Genomic DNA, 20427 nt, shown 5'->3' on the forward strand with positions numbered 1-20427 from the left:
CAGCCCGCCACCGCTCACGTCCGGGAGCGCAGGGCGGCCAGGACGCGGCCGGTGATCTCCTCGACCTCGCCCACCGCGTCCACGGTGATCAGCACGTTGGCGTAGTACTCCAGCAGCGGGGCGGTCTCGTCCCGGTAGACCTGCTGGCGGTGGCGGATGACCTCCTCGGTGTCGTCCGCCCGGCCGCGGGCGAGCAGCCGCCGCACCACGACGTCCTCGTCGACCCGGAACTCCACGACCGCGTCCAGCCGGGTGTCCGCGTCGGCCAGCAGCTTGCCGAGCACCTCGGCCTGGCCGACGTTGCGGGGGAAGCCGTCGAGCAGGAAACCGTGCTCGGCGTCCGGCTGGGCCAGGCGCTCGCGGACCATCTCGTTGGTCACCGCGTCCGGCACCAGCTGGCCTGCGTCGAGGTAGCGCTTGACGTCCTGGCCCAGCTCGGTGTTGTCCGCGATGTGCGCCCGGAACAGGTCACCCGTGGAGATGTGCGGCACGCCGAGCTCCTGGCTCAGCGCAGCGGCCTGGGTGCCCTTGCCCGCTCCGGGCGGACCGACGAGAACAACTCGCGTCACTTGAGGAACCCTTCGTAGTTGCGCTGCATGAGCTGGCTCTCGATCTGCTTCACGGTGTCCAGACCGACGCCGACCATGATCAGCACCGCGGTGCCGCCGAACGGGAAGTTCTGGTTCTGGCCCTCACCGGTCAGGTCCAGGAAGAAGTTCGGCAACACCGCCACGATGCCAAGGTAGATGGAGCCCGGCAACGTGATGCGGCTCAACACGAAGTTCAGGTACTCGGCCGTCGGGCGGCCGGGGCGGATGCCCGGGATGAACCCGCCGTACTTCTTCATCTCGTCAGCGCGCTCGGTCACGTTGAACGTGATGGTGATGTAGAAGTACGTGAAGAAGATGATCAGCGCGAAGTAGACCGAGATGTGCACCCAGCTGGACTGGTCGGTCAGGTAGGTCTGCACGAAGCGCTGGAACCAGGAGTCGTCGGTGCCGATCAGGTTGACGATCAGGTCCGGCAGGTACAGCAGCGACGAGGCGAAGATGATCGGGATGACGCCCGCCTGGTTGACCTTCAGCGGCAGGTAGGTCGAGGTCCCGCCGTACATCCGGCGGCCGATCATGCGCTTGGCGTACTGCACCGGGATGCGGCGCTGGCCCTGCTCGATGAACACGACCGAGGCGATGATGAGCAGGCCGAAGGCGCAGACGATGGTGAAGACCAGCGGGCCGCCGTCGGGGTTGTCGTAGATCGCCTTGCCCTCGATCGGGATGCGGGCGGCGATGTTGACGAAGATCAGCAGGGACATGCCGTTGCCGATGCCCCGCTCGGTCACCAGCTCGCCCAGCCACATGATCACCGCGGTGCCTGCCGTCATCGTGATGACGATGACCGTCAGGGTGAAGATGTTGCTGTTCGGGATGATCGGGTTCGGGCAGTTGCCCAGCAGGCCGCCGCGGTCGGCCATCGCCACGATGCCGGTGGACTGCAGCACCGCGAGGGCGATCGTCAGGTAGCGGGTGTACTGGGTCAGCTTGCCCTGGCCCGCCTGGCCTTCCTTCTTCAACTGCTCGAAGCGCGGGATGACCACCGTCAGCAGCTGGATGATGATGCTCGCGGTGATGTAGGGCATGATGCCCAGCGCGAACACCGACAGCTGCAGCAGCGCACCGCCGCTGAACAGGTTGAGCAGCTGGAAGACGCCCTGGTTGTCGTCCTTGCTCAGCTCGATGCATTCCTGCACGTTCGGATACGAGACGCCAGGCGACGGGAGGGCGGCTCCGACACGATAGACCGCGACGATCCCCAGGGTGAAGAGGATCTTCTTGCGCAAGTCTGGCGTCGCGAGAGCCGAGCGGAAGGCGCTGAGCACGCAGGAACCTCCTCGGCGTCGCCTGCACTTCGCTGCAGGCGATACTGCGGTCACCGGCGCGGTTGGCCGGCAGGGAACAGGGTGGTCTGCCCGCCGGGTTCACAGCAGGGCAGGACGGTCTTGCCGACGGCTGCCGCCAAGACGTCACCGCGACTCTAACAGGAGGACTCCACCAGACCACACCCGCATTGGGCGAACCGTGTGAGAGCGATCACCGCCCGTGCGCGTCCGGAGCAGGCCGCACGACCCCACAGGGTCGCTGACCTGCGCATACGCCGTTCGAGCCCGGTGGCGCCGGGCCCTCGGGAAGGCGCGCGTAAAGGACTGGTGAGGGCCCACATTTCGGCTCACACCGAATTCGCCCATCTGGACGATTATCTGGGCCATCGCGGCATTCCCTCCCGGCCTGGAACGCCGATGGGCCCGCACCCCGGGCAGGGGTGCGGGCCCATCGGAAAGCGAACCGCGAGAGCCTCAGAGCGTGGTGGCGCTGCCACCGGCGGACTGGAGCTTCTCGACCGCGCTCGCGGAGAACTTGTCGGCGGTGACCTGGAGCTTGACGCCGTTGACGTCGCCGTTGCCCAGGACCTTCACCAGCTCGTTCTTGCGGACCATGCCTGCGTCGACCAGGGCCGCCTTGTCGACCTCCCCGCCCTCGGGGAAGCGCACCGCGATGTCGCCGACGTTGACGACCTGGTACTCGACCCGGAAGCGGTTCTTGAAGCCCTTGAGCTTCGGCAGCCGCATGTGGATCGGCATCTGGCCGCCCTCGAAGGCGGGCGAGACGTTCTTGCGGGCCTTGGTGCCCTTGGTGCCTCGACCGGCGGTCTTGCCCTTGGAGCCCTCACCGCGACCCACGCGGGTCTTCTCGGTCTTGGCGCCGGGGGCCGGGCGCAGGTGGTGCAGCTTGATGGCCATCAGTCGACCTCCTCGACGGTCACGAGGTGGCGGACGGTGTGGATGAGGCCGCGCACCTCGGGGCTGTCCTCGCGCACGGTGGACTGCCGGATCTTGCGCAGGCCCAGGGTGCGCAGGGACTCACGGTGGTTGCGCTTGGTGCCGATGGTGCTGCGCACCTGGGTCACCTTGAGCTTGGCCATATCAGACCCCCGTCCCAGCGGTGGCCGCCGCCGCGCGGGCGCGGAGCATGCCCGCGGGCGCCACGTCCTCCAGCGGCAGGCCGCGGCGGGCCGCGACCTCTTCCGGCCGCTGCAGGTTCTTCAGCGCCTGCACGGTGGCGTGCACGATGTTGATGGCGTTGTCGGAGCCCAGCGACTTCGACAGCACGTCGTGGACGCCCGCGCACTCCAGCACGGCGCGGACCGGGCCACCGGCGATGACACCGGTACCGGCGCTGGCCGGGCGCAGCAGCACGACGCCCGCGGCCTTCTCACCCTGCACCGGGTGCGGGATGGTGCCGCCGATGCGCGGGACGCGGAAGAAGTTCTTCTTCGCCTCCTCGACGCCCTTGGCGATCGCGGCCGGGACCTCCTTGGCCTTGCCGTAGCCCACGCCCACCATGCCGTCGCCGTCGCCGACGACGACCAGCGCGGTGAAGCTGAAGCGCCGACCGCCCTTCACGACCTTGGCGACGCGGTTGATGGCCACCACGCGCTCGAGGTGCGGGGTCTTCTCCTGGGCCGCCCCGCCACGGCCGCCGCCGTCGCGGCGGTCCCGGCGGTCCCGGCGCTCGCCACGCTCGCCGCCCTGACCGCCCTGGCCGCCGCCGAACTGCCGCGTACGTCCCGGCATCAGGCGTTCCTTCCCTTGATAGTGCACTTCATGATCAGAACTCCAGCCCCGCCTCGCGGGCCGAGTCGGCCAGCGCGGCGATACGGCCGGTGTACTTGTTGCCGCCGCGGTCGAAGACGACCTTGGCGATCCCGGCGTCCTTGGCCCGGGCGGCGAGCAGCTCGCCGACCTTGGCCGAGCGGGCCTTCTTGTCGCCGTCGACGGCGCGCACGTCGGCCTCCATCGTCGACGCCGAGACCAGCGTGTGGCCCTTCAGGTCGTCGATGATCTGGGCGAACATGTGGCGCGACGAGCGGGTCACGACCAGGCGGGGGCGCTCCGCGGTGCCGCTGATCTTCTTGCGGAGGCGGAAGTGCCTGCGGGTCTTGGCGATGCGGCGGCGGGTCGAGATGTCGGTGCCGACCGGCTTGCGCTTGGTAGCGGTTGTGGTCATATCACTTACCCGTCTTTCCGACCTTGCGGCGGATCTTCTCGCCCGCGTACCGGACGCCCTTGCCCTTGTACGGGTCGGGCTTGCGCAGCTTGCGGATGTTCGCGGCGACCTCGCCCACCTGCTGCTTGTCGATGCCCGAGACGGAGAACTTGGTGGCGCTCTCCACCTTGAAGGTGATGCCCTCCGGCGGGGAGACCTTGACCGGGTGGCTGTAGCCGAGCGCGAACTCCAGGTCCGAGCCCTTGGCCAGCACGCGGTAGCCGACGCCGTGGATCTCGAGCTTCTTCTCGTAGCCCTCGGTGACGCCGACGACCATGTTGTTGACCAGCGAGCGGGTCAGGCCGTGCAGCGCGCGGTTCTGCCGCTCGTCGTTGGGCCGGGTCACCGTCAGCGTGCCGTCCTCGGCGCGCTCGACGCTGATCGGCTCGCTGACGGTGAGCGCCAGGGTGCCCTTGGGGCCCTTGACGCTGACGTCGCGGCCGTTGATGGTCACGTCCACGCCGGACGGGACGGGGATCGGAAGCCTTCCGATGCGAGACATGTGTCAGTCCCCTTACCAGACGTAGGCGAGGACTTCCCCGCCCACACCCTGCTTGGTCGCCTGCCGGTCGGTCATCAGGCCGCCGGAGGTGGAGATGATCGCCACGCCCAGGCCGCCGAGCACCTTCGGCAGGTTGGTCGACTTCGCGTAGACCCGCAGACCGGGCTTGGACACCCGGCGCAGACCGGCGATGCTGCGCTCGCGGTTCGGGCCGTACTTCAGCTCGACGACGAGGTCCTTGCCCTTCTCGCCGTCCTGGTCGCGGTAGCCGGAGATGTAGCCCTCGCGCTTGAGGATCTCGGCGATGCTCGCCTTGAGCTTGGAGTGCGGCAGCACGACCTCGTCGTGGTATGCCGAGTTGGCATTGCGCAGACGGGTCAAGAAGTCTGCGATCGGGTCGGTCATCGTCATGGTGACCTGTCAACCTTTCTCGCCGTGGTTCCCGGACCGGGCCTTCGGCGATCTAGAGGTCTGGGGGGACTCGCGTCCTACCAGCTGGACTTGCTCACGCCGGGCAGCTCGCCCCGGTGCGCCATCTCCCGCAGGCAGATCCGGCAGAGGCCGAACTTGCGGAACACCGAGTGCGGGCGCCCGCACCGGTTGCAGCGGGTGTACGCCCGGACCTTGAACTTCGGCTTCTTGGCGGCCTTGTGAACCAGCGCCTTCTTGGCCATCTCAGTTCTCCTTGAAGGGGAAGCCCAGGTGCTTGAGCAGCGCCCGGCCCTCCTCGTCGGTCCTCGCCGTGGTGACCACGGTGATGTCCATCCCGCGCTGGCGGTCGATGGAGTCAGGGTCGATCTCGTGGAACATCGACTGCTCGTTGAGACCGAAGGTGTAGTTGCCGTTGCCGTCGAACTGCTTGCCCGACAGGCCGCGGAAGTCGCGGATCCGGGGCAGCGCGATGGTCAGCAGCCGGTCGAGGAACTCCCACATCCGGTCGCCGCGCAGGGTGACCCGGGCGCCGATCGGCATGCCCTCGCGCAGCTTGAACTGCGCGATGGACTTGCGGGCCTTGCGCACCTCGGGCTTCTGGCCGGTGATGGTGGCCAGGTCGCGGACCGCGCCCTCGATCAGCTTGCCGTCGCGGGCGGCGTCGCCGACGCCCATGTTCACGACGACCTTCACCACGCCGGGGACCAGCATGGGGTTCGAGTACTCGAACTCCTGCTTCATCGCCGGGGCGATCTCCGAGCGGTAGCGGGTCTTGAGCCGGGGGGTGATCTTCTCGGCAGTAGTCATGATCAGATCTCCTTCCCGTTGCCCTTGCCGCGGGCGATCCGGACCTTGCGGCCGTCCTCGGCGATCTTGTAGCCCACGCGCACGGCCTTGCCGTCGGCCACCAGCATCACGTTGCTGACGTGGATCGGCGCTTCCTGGGTCACGATGCCCCCGGACTGCGCGCCGCGCTGGTTCTGCGTCACGCGGGTGTGCTTCTTGATGCGGTTGACGCCCTCCACCAGGACCTTGTTGGTCGCCGGGTAGGCCTGGATGACCTTGCCCTTGGCGCCCTTGTCCTTGCCGGAGATCACGACGACCGTGTCGCCCTTCTTGATCTTCATGTCAGAGCACCTCCGGCGCCAACGAGATGATCTTCATGAACTTCTTGTCGCGCAGCTCGCGGCCCACGGGGCCGAAGATGCGCGTGCCGCGGGGCTCGCCCTCGTTCTTGATGAGCACGGCGGCGTTCTCGTCGAACCGGATGTAGCTGCCGTCCGGGCGGCGGCGCTCCTTGGCGGTGCGCACGATGACCGCCTTGACGACATCGCCCTTCTTCACGCCCGCGCCCGGGATGGCGTCCTTCACGGTGGCGACGATGATGTCGCCGATGCCCGCGTAGCGCCGACCGGAGCCGCCGAGAACCCGGATGCAAAGGATCTCCTTCGCCCCGGTGTTGTCGGCGACGCGCAGTCGCGACTCCTGCTGGATCACGTCAACTCCTTGACCATTCCTGGCCTGCCAGATTTCCGACCTGGCAGGCTCGGCCTAGCTGCTCCTACTTGGCGCGCTCGACGACCTCGACCAGCCGCCACCGCTTGGTGGCCGACAGCGGCCGGGTCTCCATCAGCAGCACGCGGTCGCCGACACCGGCGGTGTTCTCCTCGTCGTGCGCCTTCACCTTGGTGGTGGAGCGCATGACCTTCGCGTACCGCGCGTGCTTCTTGCGGTCCTCCAGCGCCACGACGATGGTCTTGTCCATCTTGTCGGACACGACCAGGCCCTCGCGGACCTTGCGGGTGCTGGTGCGCTTCTGCTGGTTCACGTTCTCAGTGCTCTCGACGTTCTCGCTCATGCGGCACCTTCACCGGTGGTCTCGTCGGGCGACACCGACAGCCCGAGCTCGCGCTCGCGCATCACGGTGTAGATCCGGGCGATGTCCTGCTTGACCAGGCGCAGCCGCCGGTTGTTGTCCAGCTGGCCGGTGGCCATCTGGAAGCGGAGGTTGAACAGCTCCTCCTTCGCCTCCCGCAGGCGCAGCACCAGCTCGTCGTCGGTCAGCTCGCGCAGGTCCGTCGCGGTGGTCCCGGCGGCCATTAGAAGTCACCACCCTCACGGGTCACGATGCGGCACTTCATCGGCAGCTTGTGGATCGCGCGGCGCAGTGCCTCACGCGCCACCGTCTCGTTGGGGAAGGTCATCTCGAACAGCACGCGGCCGGGCTTGACGTTGGCCACCCAGTGCTCGGGCGAGCCCTTGCCGGAGCCCATGCGGGTCTCGGCGGGCTTCTTGGTCAGCGGGCGGTCCGGGAAGATGTTGATCCACACCTTGCCACCGCGGCGGATGTGCCGGTTGATGGCGATACGCGCGGACTCGATCTGCCGGTTCGTCACGTAGGCGGGCTCCAGGGCCTGGATCCCGTACTCGCCGAAGACGACGCGGGTGCCGCCCTTGGCCGCGCCGGACCGGTCCGGCCGGTGCTGCTTGCGGTGCTTGACCTTGCGTGGGATGAGCACTGCTCAGCCCTCCCCGTTGCCAGTGCCCTCGGCGGCCGGAGCCGCGGGGGTGTCGGACGCGGCGGCGCGACCCGCCTCGGTGCTGGTGGGCGTGGTGCCCGCGGAGCCGGAGCGGCGCGGGCGGCTGGGCCGCTCGCGGCGCGGCTCGCGCCGGGTGTCCTGCGCCTGCCGGGCGTCCGCCTCGCGGCGGCCGCCGACGACCTCGCCCTTGTAGATCCACACCTTGACGCCGATGCGGCCGAAGGTGGTGCGGGCCTCGAAGAAGCCGTAGTCGATGTCGGCGCGCAGCGTGTGCAGCGGCACCCGGCCCTCGCGGTAGTGCTCCGAGCGGGACATCTCCGCGCCGCCGAGGCGGCCCGAGCACTGCACGCGGATGCCCTTGACCTGCGGCGAGCGCATGGCCGACTGGATGGCCTTGCGCATCGCGCGCCGGAAGGACACGCGGTTGGACAGCTGCTCGGCGGTCACCTGGGCGACCAGCTGGGCGTCCGACTCGGGGTTCTTGACCTCGAGGATGTTCAGCTGCACCTGCTTGCCGGTCAGCTTCTCCAGCTCACCGCGGATGCGGTCGGCCTCGGCGCCGCGGCGGCCGATGACGATGCCCGGCCGGGCGGTGTGGATGTCGACGCGGACCCGGTCGCGGGTGCGCTCGATCTCCACGCGCGAGATGCCCGCGCGCTCCATGCCCTTGGACAGCAGGCGGCGGATCTTCACGTCCTCGGAGACGTACTCCGCGTACTGCTTGTCGGCGTACCAGCGGGACCGCCAGTCGGTGGTGATCCCCAGCCGGAAGCCGTGCGGGTTGATCTTCTGCCCCATTAGCGGGCACCGCCCTTCTTGCCCTTGGCGGGCTTGGCAACCGCCGGACGCGACTCGACCTCGATGGTGATGTGGCTGGTCCGCTTGCGGATGCGGTACGCACGACCCTGCGCACGCGGCCGGAACCGCTTCAGCGTCGGGCCCTCGTCCACGTACACGGTGGACACCCACAGGGTGTCCGGGTCGAGGCCGAGGTTGTTCTCGGCGTTGGCGACCGCGCTGGCCAGGACCTTGGCGACCGGCTCGGAAGCGGCCTGCGGCGCGAACCTCAGCACGGCCAGGGCGTCACCGGCGCTGCGACCCCTGATGAGCTCGACGACGCGGCGCACCTTCATGGGCGTCATCCGCACGTAGCGAGCCCGAGCCACGGCGCGCGGAAGCTCTTCCGTCGCCACGGCGTCGTTACGGGCGTTCATCGCTGTTCCCCTTGCTCTTCACTCGTGCCTAGCGGCGCCGCGACTTGCGGTCGTCCTTGATGTGGCCCTTGAACGTGCGGGTCGGGGCGAACTCGCCCAGCTTGTGACCCACCATCGCCTCGGAGATGAACACCGGGACGTGCTTGCGGCCGTCGTGCACCGCGATGGTGTGGCCCAGCATGTCCGGGATGATCGTCGACCGGCGGGACCAGGTCTTGATGACGGTCTTCTTGCCCGTCTCGTTCAGCGCGTCCACCTTCTTGAGCAGGTGGTCGTCCACGAACGGGCCCTTCTTCAGGCTGCGTGGCATGTGCTTCTACCTCCCTGCTCAGCGCTTCTTGCCGGTGCGGCGGCGGCGGACGATCAGCTTGTCGCTCGGCTTGCGGCGGCGGGTGCGGCCCTCGGGCTTGCCAGCCGGGTTGACCGGGTGGCGACCACCGGAGGTCTTGCCCTCACCACCACCGTGCGGGTGGTCGACCGGGTTCATGGCGACACCGCGGACGGTCGGGCGCTTGCCCTTCCACCGCATGCGGCCCGCCTTGCCCCAGTTGATGTTGGAGTGCTCGGAGTTGCCGACCTCGCCGACGGTGGCGCGGCAGCGGACGTCCACGTTGCGGATCTCGCCCGAGGGCATCCGCAGCTGGGCGTAGGGGCCGTCCTTGGCGACGAGCTGCACGCTGGAACCGGCCGAGCGGGCGATCTTGGCGCCGCCGCCCGGGCGCAGCTCGATGGCGTGCACCACGGTGCCGACGGGGATGTTGCGCAGCGGCAGGTTGTTGCCCGGCTTGATGTCGGCGCGCGGGCCGGACTCGATCGGGTCGCCCTGGCGCAGCTTGCTCGGCGCGATGATGTAGCGCTTCTCGCCGTCGGCGTAGTGCAGCAGCGCGATCCGGGCCGTGCGGTTCGGGTCGTACTCGATGTGCGCGACCTTGGCGGGCACGCCGTCCTTGTCGTGGCGGCGGAAGTCGATCAGCCGGTACGCGCGCTTGTGGCCACCGCCCTTGTGCCGGGTGGTGATCTTGCCGTGCGCGTTGCGGCCGCCGCGGCCGTGCAGCGGGCGGAGCAGCGACTTCTCCGGGGTGGAGCGGGTGATCTCGGCGAAGTCCGAGACGCTCGCGCCGCGACGACCCGGGGTCGTCGGCTTGTACTTGCGAATACCCATTGTCTACTCAGTCCTTACGCGGCCGGGCCGCCGAAGATCTCGATCGGCTTGCTCTCCGGGGACAGGGTGACGATCGCGCGCTTGGTGTCCTTGCGCTTGCCGTAACCGGTCCGGGTGCGCTTGCGCTTGCCGTTGCGGTTGAGCGTGTTCACGCTCAGCACCTTGACCGCGAAGATCTTCTCGATCGCGATCTTGATCTCGGTCTTGTTGGCGCCCGGGCTCACCAGGAAGGTGTACTTGTTCTCCTCCAGGAGACCGTACGACTTCTCGGAGATCACCGGCGCGAGCACGATGTCGCGGGGGTCGGGGATCACTTGTCCTCCTCCGACTTCACCTCAGCGGAGGAAGCCTTGGCCTTGGCGACCTTGACCGGACCGGCGAGGAATGCGTCATAGGCGGTCTTGGTGAAGACGATGTCGTCGTTCACCAGGACGTCCAGGGTGTTCAGCTGGTCGGGCGCGATGACGTGCACGTGCGGCAGGTTGCGCACCGACACCCAGGCGACGTCCTCGTCGCGGGTCAGCACGACCAGCACGCGGCGCGCCGAGGTCACCGACTCCAGCAGCTTGCGCGCGGTCTTGGTGGACGGGGTGTCCCCGTCGACCAGGGCCGAGACGATGTGCAGCTGGCCTGCGCGGGCCCGGTCGGACAGGGCCCCGCGCAGCGCGGCGGCCTTCATCTTCTTCGGGGTCCGCTGGGCGTAGTCGCGCGGCTGGGGGCCGTGCACGACGCCACCGCCGACGAACTGCGGCGCCCGGGTCGAGCCCTGGCGGGCGCGGCCGGTGCCCTTCTGGCGGTACGGCTTCTTGCCGCCGCCGGAGACCTCGCCGCGGGTCTTGGTGGCGTGGGTGCCCTGGCGGGCCGCGGCCTGCTGGGCCACGACGACCTGGTGCATCAGCGCGACGTTCGCGGTCACGTCGAAGATCTCAGCGGGCAGCTCCACGCTGCCGTCGGTCTTGCCTTCCGGCGTCTTGATGTCGACGCTGGTCATCTCAGGCACCGCCCTTCGCAGCGGTCTTGAGGAACACCAGGCCGCCCTTGGGGCCGGGGACGGCGCCCTTGAGCAGGATCAGGCCGGACTCGGCGTCGACCTGGTGCACGGTCAGGTTCTGGGTGGTCACCCGGGCGTTGCCCATGCGGCCCGCCATGCGCAGGCCCTTGAACACGCGGCCCGGGGTGGCGCAGCCGCCGATCGAGCCGGGCGAGCGGTGCTTGCGCTGGGTGCCGTGCGAGGCGCCGAGGCCCTTGAAGCCGTGGCGCTTCATGACACCCGCGGTGCCCTTGCCCTTGGTGGTGCCGGTGACGTCGATGACGGCGCCCGCCTCGAACACCTCGGCGGTGATCTCCTGGCCGATGGTGTACTCGGCCGCGTCGGCGGTGCGCAGCTCGGCCAGGAAGCGGCGCGGGGTGACCCCGGCCTTGTCGAAGTGGCCCCGCTCGGGCTTGTTCACCTTGCGCGGCGCGATGGCGCCGAACGCGAGCTGAACCGCGGCGTAGCCGTCCTTCTCCTGGCTGCGGACCTGGGTGACCACGTTGGGTCCGGCCTTCACGACGGTCACCGGGACGATCCGGTTGTTCTCGTCGAAGACCTGGGTCATCCCGAGCTTGGTGCCCAGGATTCCCTTCATCTGCCTGTCAGACATGGCTCTCGTTACTCTCCGCCTCGCCGCGCGCGCTTACTGGATGTTGACGTCGACGCTGGCAGGCAGGTCGATGCGCATGAGCGCGTCCACCGTCTTGGGCGTCGGGTCGAGGATGTCGATCAGCCGCTTGTGCGTGCGCATCTCGAAGTGCTCGCGCGAGTCCTTGTACTTGTGCGGCGAGCGGATGACGCAGTAGACGTTCTTCTCGGTGGGCAGCGGCACGGGGCCGACGACCCGAGCGCCGGTGCGCGTCACGGTCTCCACGATCTTTCGCGCGGAAGCGTCGATGGCCTCGTGGTCGTACGCCTTGAGCCGGATGCGGATCTTTTGTCCCGCCATGGTGGCTTGCCGTTCCTCTTCGTTGCGATCCTCGGCGGGGGCCCGCACCTTCCAGGCCGATGCCGCGCCGCTTCCCTGTTCACAAGTCAATGGTGCCGAGACCGTCTGCCCTGCTCACCCCGGTCCACGCGGTCGGGCGTGTCGCGGCGGCTCCACAGAAGCGTCCCTTGGCAGAACCGCAGGACGGGTATTCGGTCTCGAAGGGCCGTGCGGCCCCGGCTTCTCGCACCGGGGCGGCCGGTGGTCTTGCATTACCGGCCGCCCCGCAACGAGCAACCCATAAAGGATGCCACACCGCGGTGCGGCAGACCAAACCGGGGTGGCCGTGTTGACGGCCACCCCGGTTCAGGTCACTTGACGATCTTGGTGACGCGGCCCGCGCCGACGGTCCGGCCACCCTCGCGGATGGCGAAGCGCAGACCCTCGTCCATCGCGATGGGCTGGATCAGCTTGACCGACATCGCGGTGTTGTCGCCCGGCATGACCATCTCGGTGCCCTCGGGGAGGGTCACGACGCCGGTCACGTCGGTGGTGCGGAAGTAGAACTGCGGGCGGTAGTTGTTGAAGAACGGGGTGTGGCGACCGCCCTCGTCCTTGCTCAGGATGACGACCTGGGCCTCGAACTCGGTGTGCGGGGTCGTGGTGCCCGGCTTCACGATGACCTGGCCGCGCTCGATGTCCTCGCGCTTGATGCCGCGCAGCAGGAGGCCGACGTTGTCGCCCGCCTGGCCCTGGTCGAGGAGCTTGCGGAACATCTCGACACCGGTGACGGTGGTCTTCTGCGCCTTGTCCTTGATGCCGACGATCTCCACCTCCTCGTTGACGTTGATGACGCCGCGCTCGATGCGGCCGGTTGCGACGGTGCCGCGGCCGGTGATCGTGAAGACGTCCTCGACGGGCATGAGGAAGGGCTTGTCGGTCTCGCGCTCGGGCTGCGGGATGTTCTCGTCGACCGCGTCCATCAGCTCCAGCAGGCGGGCGCCCCACTCGGCGTCGCCCTCCAGGGCCTTGAGCGCGGAGACGCGCACGACCGGCAGGTCGTCGCCCGGGAAGTCCTGGGCGGACAGCAGCTCGCGCACCTCGAGCTCGACGAGCTCCAGGATCTCCTCGTCGTCGACCATGTCGGCCTTGTTCAGGGCGACGACGATGTAGGGCACGCCGACCTGGCGGGCCAGCAGCACGTGCTCGCGGGTCTGCGGCATCGGGCCGTCGGTGGCGGCGACCACGAGGATCGCGCCGTCCATCTGGGCCGCACCGGTGATCATGTTCTTGACGTAGTCGGCGTGACCCGGGCAGTCGACGTGCGCGTAGTGGCGCTTCTCGGTCTGGTACTCGATGTGGGCGATCGAGATGGTGATGCCGCGCTGCTTCTCCTCCGGCGCCTTGTCGATCTCGTCGAACGGCGTGAAGGGGTTGAGGTCCGGGTACTTGTCGTGCAGGACCTTGGAGATCGCCGCGGTCAGCGTGGTCTTGCCATGGTCGATGTGACCAATGGTGCCGATGTTGACGTGCGGCTTGGTCCGCTCGAACTTGGCCTTAGCCACTGGACTGTCCTCCTGGACTGGGTTTGCTTGTCCGCTGTGGGCGCAGACGCTATCCGCCTGCGCCCCCCAGCGGTCCATCAGGGTCGATGTGCGGACCCCGGGGAGCTCCCCGGAGAGCCCGCACTACTGTGCGGAGCTCCGGTGGGTCACTCCCCCGTAGCCTTTGCGATGATCTCCTTCGCCACGTTCGTGGGAACCTCGGCGTAGGAGTCGAACACCATCGAGTAGTTCGCCCGGCCCTGGGTCTTCGACCGCAGGTCGCCGACGTAGCCGAACATCTCCGACAGCGGAACCAGGGCCTTCACGATGCGGGCGCCGCCGCGCTCCTCCATGGCCTGGATCTGGCCGCGGCGGGAGTTCAGGTCGCCGGTGACGGTGCCCATGTACTCGTCGGGCGTGGTCACCTCGACCGCCATCATCGGCTCCAGCAGCGCCGGGTCCGCCTTGCGGGCGGCTTCCTTCAGCGCCATCGAGCCCGCGACCTTGAAGGCCATCTCGGACGAGTCGACCTCGTGGTAGGCGCCGTCCAGCAGGGTCAGCTTGAGCCCGACGAGCGGGTAGCCCGCCAGCACGCCGTACTGCATGGCGTCCTGGGCGCCCGCGTCGACCGACGGGATGTACTCGCGCGGGACGCGACCGCCGGTGACCTTGTTCTCGAACTCGTAGAGCGCGCCGTCCTGGGTGTTCAGCGGCTCCAGCGAGATGATCACCTTGGCGAACTGGCCCGAGCCACCCGTCTGCTTCTTGTGGGTGTACTCGAGCTTCTCCACCGTGCGGCGGATCGTCTCGCGGTAGGCGACCTGCGGGCGGCCGATGTTGGCCTCGACCTTGAACTCCCGGCGCATGCGGTCCACCAGGATGTCCAGGTGGAGCTCGCCCATGCCCGCGATGATCGTCTGGCCGGTCTCCTCGTCGAGGTTGACCTTGAAGGTGGGGTCCTCCTCGGCCAGCTTCTGGATCGCCAGGGACAGCTTCTCCTGGTCGGCCTTGGTCTTGGGCTCGATGGCGACCTGGATGACCGGGTCGGGGAAGGTCATCGACTCCAGCACGATCGGGTTCTGCGGGTCGCAGAGCGTGTCGCCGGTGGTCGTGTCCTTCAGGCCGATGACCGCGTAGATGTGGCCCGCGCGCGCCTCGGTGACCGGGTTCTCCTTGTTGGCGTGCATCTGGAACATCTTCCCGATGCGCTCCTTGCGGTCCTTGGTCGAGTTGATGACCTGGGCGCCGGAGTCGACCTTGCCCGAGTACACCCGGACGTAGGTCAGCTTGCCGAAGAAGGGGTGGACCGCGATCTTGAAGGCCAGGCCGGAGAACGGCTCGTCGGCGGAGGCGGCGCGGGTGGCGGGGGTCTCCCCGTCCTGCAGCGTGCCCTCGACCGGCGGGACGTCCAGCGGCGACGGCAGGTAGTCGACCACGGCGTCGAGCATGGGCTGCACGCCCTTGTTCTTGAACGCCGAGCCGCACAGCACCGGGTAGGCCGCACCCTCGTTGACGATCTTGCGGATGCCCGCCTTGATCTCGTCGACGGTCAGCTCCTCGCCGCCGAGGTAGCGCTCCATCAGCTCGTCGTCGGTCTCGGCGACGGCCTCCAGCAGCGCCTCGCGGTACTCCTGGGCCTTCTCGACGAGGTCGGCCGGGATCTCCTCGACCGCGTAGTCCTCGCCCTTCTGGACCTCGCCGCGCCAGGTCAGCGCGCGCATCTGCACCAGGTCGACGACGCCGATGAAGTCGGACTCGGAGCCGATCGGGATCTGGATGGGCAGCGGCTTGGCGCCCAGGCGCTCGGAGATGGTCTTCACCGTGAAGTAGAAGTCCGCGCCGAGCTTGTCCATCTTGTTGACGAAGCAGATGCGCGGGACGTCGTACTTGGTGGCCTGGCGCCAGACCTGCTCGGACTGGGGCTCGACGCCCTCCTTGCCGTCGAACACCGCGACGGCGCCGTCGAGCACGCGCAGCGAGCGCTCCACCTCGACGGTGAAGTCGACGTGGCCGGGCGTGTCGATGATGTTGATCTGGTGGTCTTTCCAGAAGCAGGTGGTGGCCGCGGAGGTGATGGTGATCCCCCGCTCCTGCTCCTGCTCCATCCAGTCCATGACCGAGGCGCCGTCGTGGGTCTCGCCCATCTTGTAGCTGATCCCGGTGTAGAACAGGATCCGCTCGGTCGTGGTCGTCTTGCCCGCGTCGATGTGGGCCATGATCCCGATGTTGCGGACCTTGGCCAGGTCGGTCAGCACGTCGAGTGCCACGGGTGTTCCCCTGTCCTATCTGAGATCAGCTACTGGTGATTACCAGCGGTAGTGAGCGAAGGCCTTGTTCGACTCGGCCATCTTGTGCGTGTCCTCGCGGCGCTTGACGCTGGCGCCGAGGCCGTTGGAGGCGTCGAGCAGCTCGTTCATCAGGCGCTCGATCATCGTCTTCTCGCGGCGCGCCCGGGAGAAGGTCACCAGCCAGCGCAGCGCCAGCGTGGTGGAGCGGCCCGGCTTGACCTCGATCGGCACCTGGTAGGTGGCGCCGCCGACGCGGCGGGACTTCACCTCGATGGTCGGCCGGACGTTGTCCAGCGCGCGCTTGAGGGTGACCACGGGGTCGGTGCCGGTCTTCTCGCGCGCGCCCTCGAGGGCGCCGTAGACGATCCGCTCGGCGACGGACCGCTTGCCGTCGATGAGGACCTTGTTGATCAGCTGGGTGACCAGCGGCGAGCTGTACACCGGGTCAGAGATGAGCGGCCGCTTCGGGGCCGGTCCCTTGCGGGGCATGTCAGCTCTTCTCCTTCTTCGCGCCGTAGCGGCTGCGCGCCTGCTTGCGGTTCTTCACACCCTGGGTGTCCAGCGAGCCACGGATGATCTTGTAGCGAACGCCCGGCAGGTCCTTCACACGACCGCCGCGGACGAGCACCATCGAGTGCTCCTGGAGGTTGTGGCCCTCGCCCGGGATGTACGCGGTGACCTCGATGCCGCTGGTCAGCTTCACACGAGCGACCTTGCGCAGCGCGGAGTTCGGCTTCTTCGGGGTCGTGGTGTAGACGCGAGTGCACACACCACGCCGCTGCGGGCTCCCCTTGAGAGCCGCAGTCTTCTGCTTGGCGACCTTGTCCTGGCGGCCCTTGCGGACCAGCTGCTGGATCGTGGGCATAGACCGGCTTTCTTTCTGTCGACGCCCGGGCTGGGCGCCTGTTTGCGTAGCGGGTTCCTGCATGTCCGCCCGTACCCCGAGGTCGGGCGTGTCGCCGACCTTCCCCGGAGCACCCGGCAGGAGAACGGATCCCTGCGGGTTCGGAAGGCACCTCCGGCGACTGGCAGGAGGGCCGTCACCAGACGGACCGCACAGCACAGGCACACGGACCGACCCGACATAGGTCGGGCACGAGTAGCAAAGATACCCGCCCCGCTCCGACGGGGTCAAAACGGGGGTACCGCCAACCGGGCTACCCACCAGCCGCAGGCCCCGCCCGTCACAACCGGTTTCGCCACCGATTCCCCGCCGCACCGCCGGTGGGAGTGGTGAAGACCACGCCATTCCCGCGCCGCTCAGCCCAGGTCGCACCCCTTCCGGACGCGCGATCGGCCGCCAGTGTAACACGCTGTAATCGCGCGCGCGGGCCGCCCTCCCGTAGCCTGCCGGATGTGGATCTGTTCTCCGAGCCCGTGCTCCTGGTGGAGCAGGCGGGCGGGTTCCGCAAGGCCCTGGTGAACACCGCCTACGCCGCGGACGTGTACGACCAGCGGGGGAACCTGCTGGCCAGGGTGCGCGAGCGCAGGCGGCCCGGCCCCCTCGGGCTGCTGCGGGTCACCGAGCTGACCGGCAGCACCCCGTTCGACCTGGCGGTGACGCTGCCCGACGGGCGGGAGGTGCTGGGCATCGCCAAGGGCTTCCACCTGCTGGCGGGCCGGGTGACCGTCACCGGGCCCGACGGCCGCGTGGTGGGCACGATGATCCGCAAGCTGATGCGCCCCATCACCTTCGCCGACCCGGACGGCAACCCGCTCGGCACGTTCGCCGACGCCGCGGGCTTCCGCCACGGCGACCTGGACCGCCGCGACGGCCGCAAGGTCCGCCGGGACACCCTCTGGCCCCACCCGCACACCACCGGCCCCGTGCGCACCCTGGCCATCGCCGCGGGCTTGGCCTACGGCGTGGTCTCCAACACCGGCACCGACTGACCCAGTGGCACCATCGGCACCTAATAGGACATCCAGCCCGAAATGGCGGTAGCCGGTGGCTTCCGTTGCCCTGCTGGGCAAATCGGCCGCGCACCGGCTACCGCATCGCTCGGGTTTACCAGGCTTCGCGCATGATCCCGCCGCCACCGCCGTCGGGGTCGTCGTCGTCCCGGGGGGCGCCGATGGTGCCGCGGGCGTCGATGATGTCCTGGGGGTCCTGGCCCTCGCGGATCGCGTCGTGGGCCTGGCGCAGGTCCTCGAGGTTGGCCGCCATCGCGGCCTTGACGCCCTCGTCGTCCAGCGCGCGGCCGGAGAGGACGTCCGACCAGGACAGCTCGCCCTCGCGGATGCGCTTCACCAGGTCCTGCATGGCTTTCGGGGCGTCCGGGCGGGAGCCCGCGCGCTCGATCTCGGCGATGTCCTTCTCGGACAGGCCGGGCGCGTGGTTGCCCGCCCGGCTGGCCTCGGCCGCGGTGCGCTCGACACCGGCGATGCGGGCGTCGACCTCGGCGACGAGGGCGTCGAGGCGGGCCTGGTCGTAGGGGAAGGTCATCGTCCGCCCCCGGTCGGCGCCGGGACCGGGGCGGGCGCCGGGGCAGGCGGGGGCGGCGGCGGGGCCGACGGCGGCGGCGACGAGTAGCGGCCGCCCGCGTCCTTGATGTTGCCGCGCAGGCCCCAGGCCCCGAGGCCGACGCCGATCGCGCCGGACTTGGCCGCGGACTTGCCGTCGTTGAACTTCTCCTGGCCGTCCTGGTAGCCGTCCACCACGTCGAGCAGGTCGTTGACGTCGCGGACGTCCTTGAGCTTCATCAGGGCCGTGCCCATGGCGACGATGCCGTCGACCATGCCCTGGACGCCCTCGATGAGCGTCTGGATGGAGATGATGATCTTGCGGATGCTGTCGGCGATCTCGATGGCGTCGTAGACCATCCACACCGCGCGGCCCCAGCCGACCACCGGGATGGCCGCGGTCATGATGGCTTCCATCAGCTTGCCGACCAGCTTGTCCAGCAGGGTCAGCGCCAGGCCGCACGCGGTGCGGCAGGTGTTGGCCATCGACTTGAACCGGTCGCCGATGATGCGCGCGACCTGGGAGTCGGCCTCGATCGCGATGGCCCACATGGTGTCCATCCGGCGGCGGAAGCTGCCCGCGGCGTCGCCCTCCCAGTGCTGGCCGAGCTGGTCGGCGCCCGCGTCGAGGTTGCGGCGCACCGAGTCCAGGGCCTTGCCGACTGGTTCCAGGCGTGGGCGTTGGCGTCGATCTTCTCGAAGTCGCCGAGCAGCGGCTTGATCAGCGCGTCGAGCAGGTTCTCGCCGGTGACCTTCTCGTAGATCCAGTTGACGCCCTGGATCTTCCAGCCCGCCTTCTCGATCAGCTCCTTGGTCGACTGCCTGCCCGGGCGGTCCTCGGCGGCCGCGGCCAGCGCCGCGCTCGGGTCCTCGACGTCGGCGTAGGCGGTCATCGGCCACCCCCGGCCACGGTCACCCCGGGCAGGGTGTTGAGGCCCTGCTCGATGAGGTTCAGCCGCTCGCCGTTGCTGGTGTCGGCCCTGCGGTAGCCCTCGGCGGCCTGCACCAGGCTGCCTGCGTCCTTGGTCATGACGCGGTTGGCGAAGTCCAGGGTCTCGCCGTAGAGGTTGGCGATGCCGGTGACGACCGGGTGCAGCAGCGTCAGCAGGCCGGTGAAGCCCGCGGTGTCGCCCCCCTTGGTGACCGCGTGCTGCTTGATGGTCATGAAGTGCTGGGCGTTGCGCGTCATCAGCTCGCTGTAGCCCTGCAATTCGTCCGGTTCGACTCTGAACTGACCCACCGCTTCCACCTTTCGCCTGTCGACCGTGCGGGTGAGACGGCGGCCACCGGGCGGCGGTTCCCGGCGGCCGCCACCTCGGCTAGATCCCGCAGCTGGGCGCCGACCAGAACCGGCTGGACCGGTGGTCGACGTGGGTGTGGTCGTTGTGGTCGGGGTAGCCGGGGCCGAGGATGCCGTTGAAGCCGTGGTTGCGGGCCTGCCTGGCCAGCGTGCACAGCGAGTGCGGGCTCACCCCGAGGTCCACGGCGTCGCCGTAGAGGTGCCTGCTGCTGGCCGAGCCGCCGACGGCGCTGTTGCAGGCGTAGCTGCGGAAGCCGCTGGTGACCCGGATGGGCGCGTCGCCGAGGGCGTGCCGCAGCGCCTGCAGCTTCCACATCGACACCAGCGCGTTGGCCTTGGCCGTCGCCGCCGACACCGCGCCGCCGGACCAGGTGGAGTTGCAGGTGTTCAGCTCGGCGTAGGAGAAGTTGATCGGCGTGCAGTCGTTGTCCTGCAGGGCGTAGATCTTGTTGAAGGTGTTGGGGCCAGCCACGCCGTCGGCGGCCAGGCCGTAGGCCTGCTGGAAGCGGGTGACGGCGGCCTTGGTCGCAGGGCCGTAGGAGCCGTCGATGGCCAGCACCCCGCCGTAGCCCGGGTAGCCGGCCACGCGGATCTGGAGCTGGCGCACGTCAGCCCCCGTCATGCCCTGGGACAGGGTGCGACCCCAGGTGTAGCAGCCGTCGGCGGTGGCCGTGGCCGGGGTGAGGACCATCGTCGCGAACACGGTGGCCAGGACCACCGGCACCACGGATAAGAGGCGGGCAATGCGGCGAGTCATGCGAAACCTCCCGATCGGGACAATGACACCGGGAGAGAGGTTGTCCCATCGCACGCGCCGTCGTCAATCAATCACCGACTGTATCGCCGGTTCGGCCGAACTTTGCAGGGCCGAACGGACCCGTCCACACCGGACGTCCCCAGTGGCGGGGCCGGGAACGG

The 20427-nt window shown here is 68.9% G+C and carries 32 protein-coding genes; 1 reads left to right on the plus strand and 31 read right to left on the minus strand.

Annotated features, from left to right (window positions below):
- Positions 1 to 14: 14 nt before the first annotated feature.
- The 27 genes from ACWEPX_RS19175 to rpsL form a co-directional block, all read right to left on the minus strand.
- On the minus strand, positions 15 to 569 hold the full coding sequence (locus tag ACWEPX_RS19175) for an adenylate kinase (RefSeq protein WP_451898539.1): 555 nt from the start codon (positions 567 to 569) through the stop codon (positions 15 to 17).
- A complete protein-coding gene (gene secY / locus ACWEPX_RS19180; RefSeq protein WP_451898540.1) occupies positions 566 to 1879 on the minus strand; it encodes a preprotein translocase subunit SecY in 1314 nt (437 codons plus the stop codon). The genes ACWEPX_RS19175 and secY overlap by 4 nt, the downstream gene beginning before the upstream one ends.
- 474 nt (positions 1880 to 2353) lie before the next feature.
- On the minus strand, positions 2354 to 2797 hold the full coding sequence (gene rplO, locus ACWEPX_RS19185) for a 50S ribosomal protein L15 (protein ID WP_451898541.1): 444 nt from the start codon (positions 2795 to 2797) through the stop codon (positions 2354 to 2356).
- The gene (gene rpmD, locus ACWEPX_RS19190; RefSeq protein WP_451898542.1) at positions 2797 to 2979 is read right to left on the minus strand and encodes a 50S ribosomal protein L30; all 183 of its coding nucleotides are present in this window, start codon (positions 2977 to 2979) and stop codon (positions 2797 to 2799) included. Before rpmD ends, rplO begins: the two co-directional genes overlap by 1 nt.
- 1 nt (position 2980) lies before the next feature.
- Positions 2981 to 3631, minus strand: coding sequence for a 30S ribosomal protein S5 (rpsE, locus tag ACWEPX_RS19195; RefSeq protein ID WP_451898543.1), 651 nt, complete (start codon positions 3629 to 3631; stop codon positions 2981 to 2983).
- Positions 3632 to 3665: 34 nt separating this feature from the next.
- Entirely contained in the window at positions 3666 to 4064 is a 399-nt protein-coding gene (rplR, locus tag ACWEPX_RS19200) for a 50S ribosomal protein L18 (protein WP_451898544.1), read from the minus strand.
- 1 nt (position 4065) lies between these two features.
- On the minus strand, positions 4066 to 4605 hold the full coding sequence (gene rplF / locus ACWEPX_RS19205; protein WP_451898545.1) for a 50S ribosomal protein L6: 540 nt from the start codon (positions 4603 to 4605) through the stop codon (positions 4066 to 4068).
- A gap of 12 nt (positions 4606 to 4617) precedes the next feature.
- The gene (gene rpsH, locus ACWEPX_RS19210) at positions 4618 to 5016 is read right to left on the minus strand and encodes a 30S ribosomal protein S8 (RefSeq protein WP_189209507.1); all 399 of its coding nucleotides are present in this window, start codon (positions 5014 to 5016) and stop codon (positions 4618 to 4620) included.
- Positions 5017 to 5093: 77 nt separating this feature from the next.
- The gene (locus tag ACWEPX_RS19215) at positions 5094 to 5279 is read right to left on the minus strand and encodes a type Z 30S ribosomal protein S14 (RefSeq protein WP_189209506.1); all 186 of its coding nucleotides are present in this window, start codon (positions 5277 to 5279) and stop codon (positions 5094 to 5096) included.
- A 1-nt stretch (position 5280) separates the two neighbouring features.
- Complete coding sequence (gene rplE, locus ACWEPX_RS19220; protein ID WP_451898546.1) at positions 5281 to 5844, minus strand: 50S ribosomal protein L5; 564 nt, start codon at positions 5842 to 5844, stop codon at positions 5281 to 5283.
- Between the two features lie 2 nt (positions 5845 to 5846).
- The gene (gene rplX / locus ACWEPX_RS19225; protein WP_189209504.1) at positions 5847 to 6164 is read right to left on the minus strand and encodes a 50S ribosomal protein L24; all 318 of its coding nucleotides are present in this window, start codon (positions 6162 to 6164) and stop codon (positions 5847 to 5849) included.
- Between the two features lies 1 nt (position 6165).
- Positions 6166 to 6534: a 50S ribosomal protein L14 gene (rplN, locus tag ACWEPX_RS19230; protein ID WP_451898547.1), complete on the minus strand. Its 369-nt coding sequence runs from the start codon at positions 6532 to 6534 to the stop codon at positions 6166 to 6168.
- A gap of 64 nt (positions 6535 to 6598) precedes the next feature.
- Positions 6599 to 6895, minus strand: coding sequence for a 30S ribosomal protein S17 (rpsQ, locus tag ACWEPX_RS19235; protein ID WP_451898548.1), 297 nt, complete (start codon positions 6893 to 6895; stop codon positions 6599 to 6601).
- Positions 6892 to 7137, minus strand: coding sequence for a 50S ribosomal protein L29 (gene rpmC, locus ACWEPX_RS19240; RefSeq protein WP_451898549.1), 246 nt, complete (start codon positions 7135 to 7137; stop codon positions 6892 to 6894). Before rpmC ends, rpsQ begins: the two co-directional genes overlap by 4 nt.
- On the minus strand, positions 7137 to 7556 hold the full coding sequence (gene rplP, locus ACWEPX_RS19245; protein WP_451898550.1) for a 50S ribosomal protein L16: 420 nt from the start codon (positions 7554 to 7556) through the stop codon (positions 7137 to 7139). The genes rpmC and rplP overlap by 1 nt, the downstream gene beginning before the upstream one ends.
- A gap of 3 nt (positions 7557 to 7559) precedes the next feature.
- Positions 7560 to 8375: a 30S ribosomal protein S3 gene (rpsC, locus tag ACWEPX_RS19250; RefSeq protein ID WP_451898551.1), complete on the minus strand. Its 816-nt coding sequence runs from the start codon at positions 8373 to 8375 to the stop codon at positions 7560 to 7562.
- Positions 8375 to 8791 carry a 50S ribosomal protein L22 gene (gene rplV, locus ACWEPX_RS19255; protein ID WP_451898552.1) on the minus strand — a complete coding sequence of 139 codons (417 nt, stop codon included), beginning with the start codon at positions 8789 to 8791 and terminating at the stop codon, positions 8375 to 8377. Before rplV ends, rpsC begins: the two co-directional genes overlap by 1 nt.
- Before the next feature lie 28 nt (positions 8792 to 8819).
- On the minus strand, positions 8820 to 9101 hold the full coding sequence (rpsS, locus tag ACWEPX_RS19260; protein ID WP_189209498.1) for a 30S ribosomal protein S19: 282 nt from the start codon (positions 9099 to 9101) through the stop codon (positions 8820 to 8822).
- An 18-nt stretch (positions 9102 to 9119) separates the two neighbouring features.
- The gene (gene rplB / locus ACWEPX_RS19265) at positions 9120 to 9953 is read right to left on the minus strand and encodes a 50S ribosomal protein L2 (RefSeq protein ID WP_189209497.1); all 834 of its coding nucleotides are present in this window, start codon (positions 9951 to 9953) and stop codon (positions 9120 to 9122) included.
- Between the two features lie 14 nt (positions 9954 to 9967).
- Positions 9968 to 10267 (minus strand): 50S ribosomal protein L23, encoded by a 300-nt coding sequence (gene rplW / locus ACWEPX_RS19270; RefSeq protein WP_189209496.1) that lies wholly within the window; start codon positions 10265 to 10267, stop codon positions 9968 to 9970.
- Entirely contained in the window at positions 10264 to 10944 is a 681-nt protein-coding gene (rplD, locus tag ACWEPX_RS19275; protein ID WP_451898553.1) for a 50S ribosomal protein L4, read from the minus strand. Before rplD ends, rplW begins: the two co-directional genes overlap by 4 nt.
- Position 10945: 1 nt before the next feature.
- A complete protein-coding gene (gene rplC, locus ACWEPX_RS19280; protein WP_451898554.1) occupies positions 10946 to 11596 on the minus strand; it encodes a 50S ribosomal protein L3 in 651 nt (216 codons plus the stop codon).
- Between the two features lie 33 nt (positions 11597 to 11629).
- Entirely contained in the window at positions 11630 to 11935 is a 306-nt protein-coding gene (rpsJ, locus tag ACWEPX_RS19285) for a 30S ribosomal protein S10 (protein ID WP_003938093.1), read from the minus strand.
- 350 nt (positions 11936 to 12285) lie between these two features.
- On the minus strand, positions 12286 to 13479 hold the full coding sequence (gene tuf, locus ACWEPX_RS19290) for an elongation factor Tu (protein WP_451898555.1): 1194 nt from the start codon (positions 13477 to 13479) through the stop codon (positions 12286 to 12288).
- A 146-nt stretch (positions 13480 to 13625) separates the two neighbouring features.
- Positions 13626 to 15725 (minus strand): elongation factor G, encoded by a 2100-nt coding sequence (fusA, locus tag ACWEPX_RS19295; RefSeq protein WP_451898556.1) that lies wholly within the window; start codon positions 15723 to 15725, stop codon positions 13626 to 13628.
- A gap of 39 nt (positions 15726 to 15764) precedes the next feature.
- Entirely contained in the window at positions 15765 to 16235 is a 471-nt protein-coding gene (gene rpsG, locus ACWEPX_RS19300) for a 30S ribosomal protein S7 (protein WP_451898557.1), read from the minus strand.
- 1 nt (position 16236) lies between these two features.
- On the minus strand, positions 16237 to 16611 hold the full coding sequence (rpsL, locus tag ACWEPX_RS19305) for a 30S ribosomal protein S12 (protein ID WP_030473471.1): 375 nt from the start codon (positions 16609 to 16611) through the stop codon (positions 16237 to 16239).
- A 491-nt stretch (positions 16612 to 17102) separates the two neighbouring features.
- Here rpsL and ACWEPX_RS19310 point away from each other — a divergent pair, with 491 nt between their 5' ends.
- A complete protein-coding gene (locus ACWEPX_RS19310) occupies positions 17103 to 17639 on the plus strand; it encodes a hypothetical protein (protein ID WP_451898558.1) in 537 nt (178 codons plus the stop codon).
- 115 nt (positions 17640 to 17754) lie between these two features.
- Here the strand turns inward: ACWEPX_RS19310 and ACWEPX_RS19315 are convergent, their stop codons facing one another.
- From ACWEPX_RS19315 to ACWEPX_RS19330, 4 genes are all read right to left on the minus strand, one after another.
- Complete coding sequence (locus ACWEPX_RS19315) at positions 17755 to 18192, minus strand: hypothetical protein (RefSeq protein WP_451898559.1); 438 nt, start codon at positions 18190 to 18192, stop codon at positions 17755 to 17757.
- Positions 18189 to 18851 (minus strand): WXG100 family type VII secretion target, encoded by a 663-nt coding sequence (locus ACWEPX_RS19320; protein ID WP_451898560.1) that lies wholly within the window; start codon positions 18849 to 18851, stop codon positions 18189 to 18191. The genes ACWEPX_RS19315 and ACWEPX_RS19320 overlap by 4 nt, the downstream gene beginning before the upstream one ends.
- A gap of 247 nt (positions 18852 to 19098) precedes the next feature.
- On the minus strand, positions 19099 to 19449 hold the full coding sequence (locus ACWEPX_RS19325; protein ID WP_451898561.1) for a hypothetical protein: 351 nt from the start codon (positions 19447 to 19449) through the stop codon (positions 19099 to 19101).
- Positions 19450 to 19528: 79 nt separating this feature from the next.
- The gene (locus ACWEPX_RS19330; protein WP_451898562.1) at positions 19529 to 20266 is read right to left on the minus strand and encodes a D-Ala-D-Ala carboxypeptidase family metallohydrolase; all 738 of its coding nucleotides are present in this window, start codon (positions 20264 to 20266) and stop codon (positions 19529 to 19531) included.
- Between the last annotated feature and the right edge of the window lie 161 nt (positions 20267 to 20427).

It is taken from the genome of Actinokineospora sp. NPDC004072 (assembly GCF_053604195.1).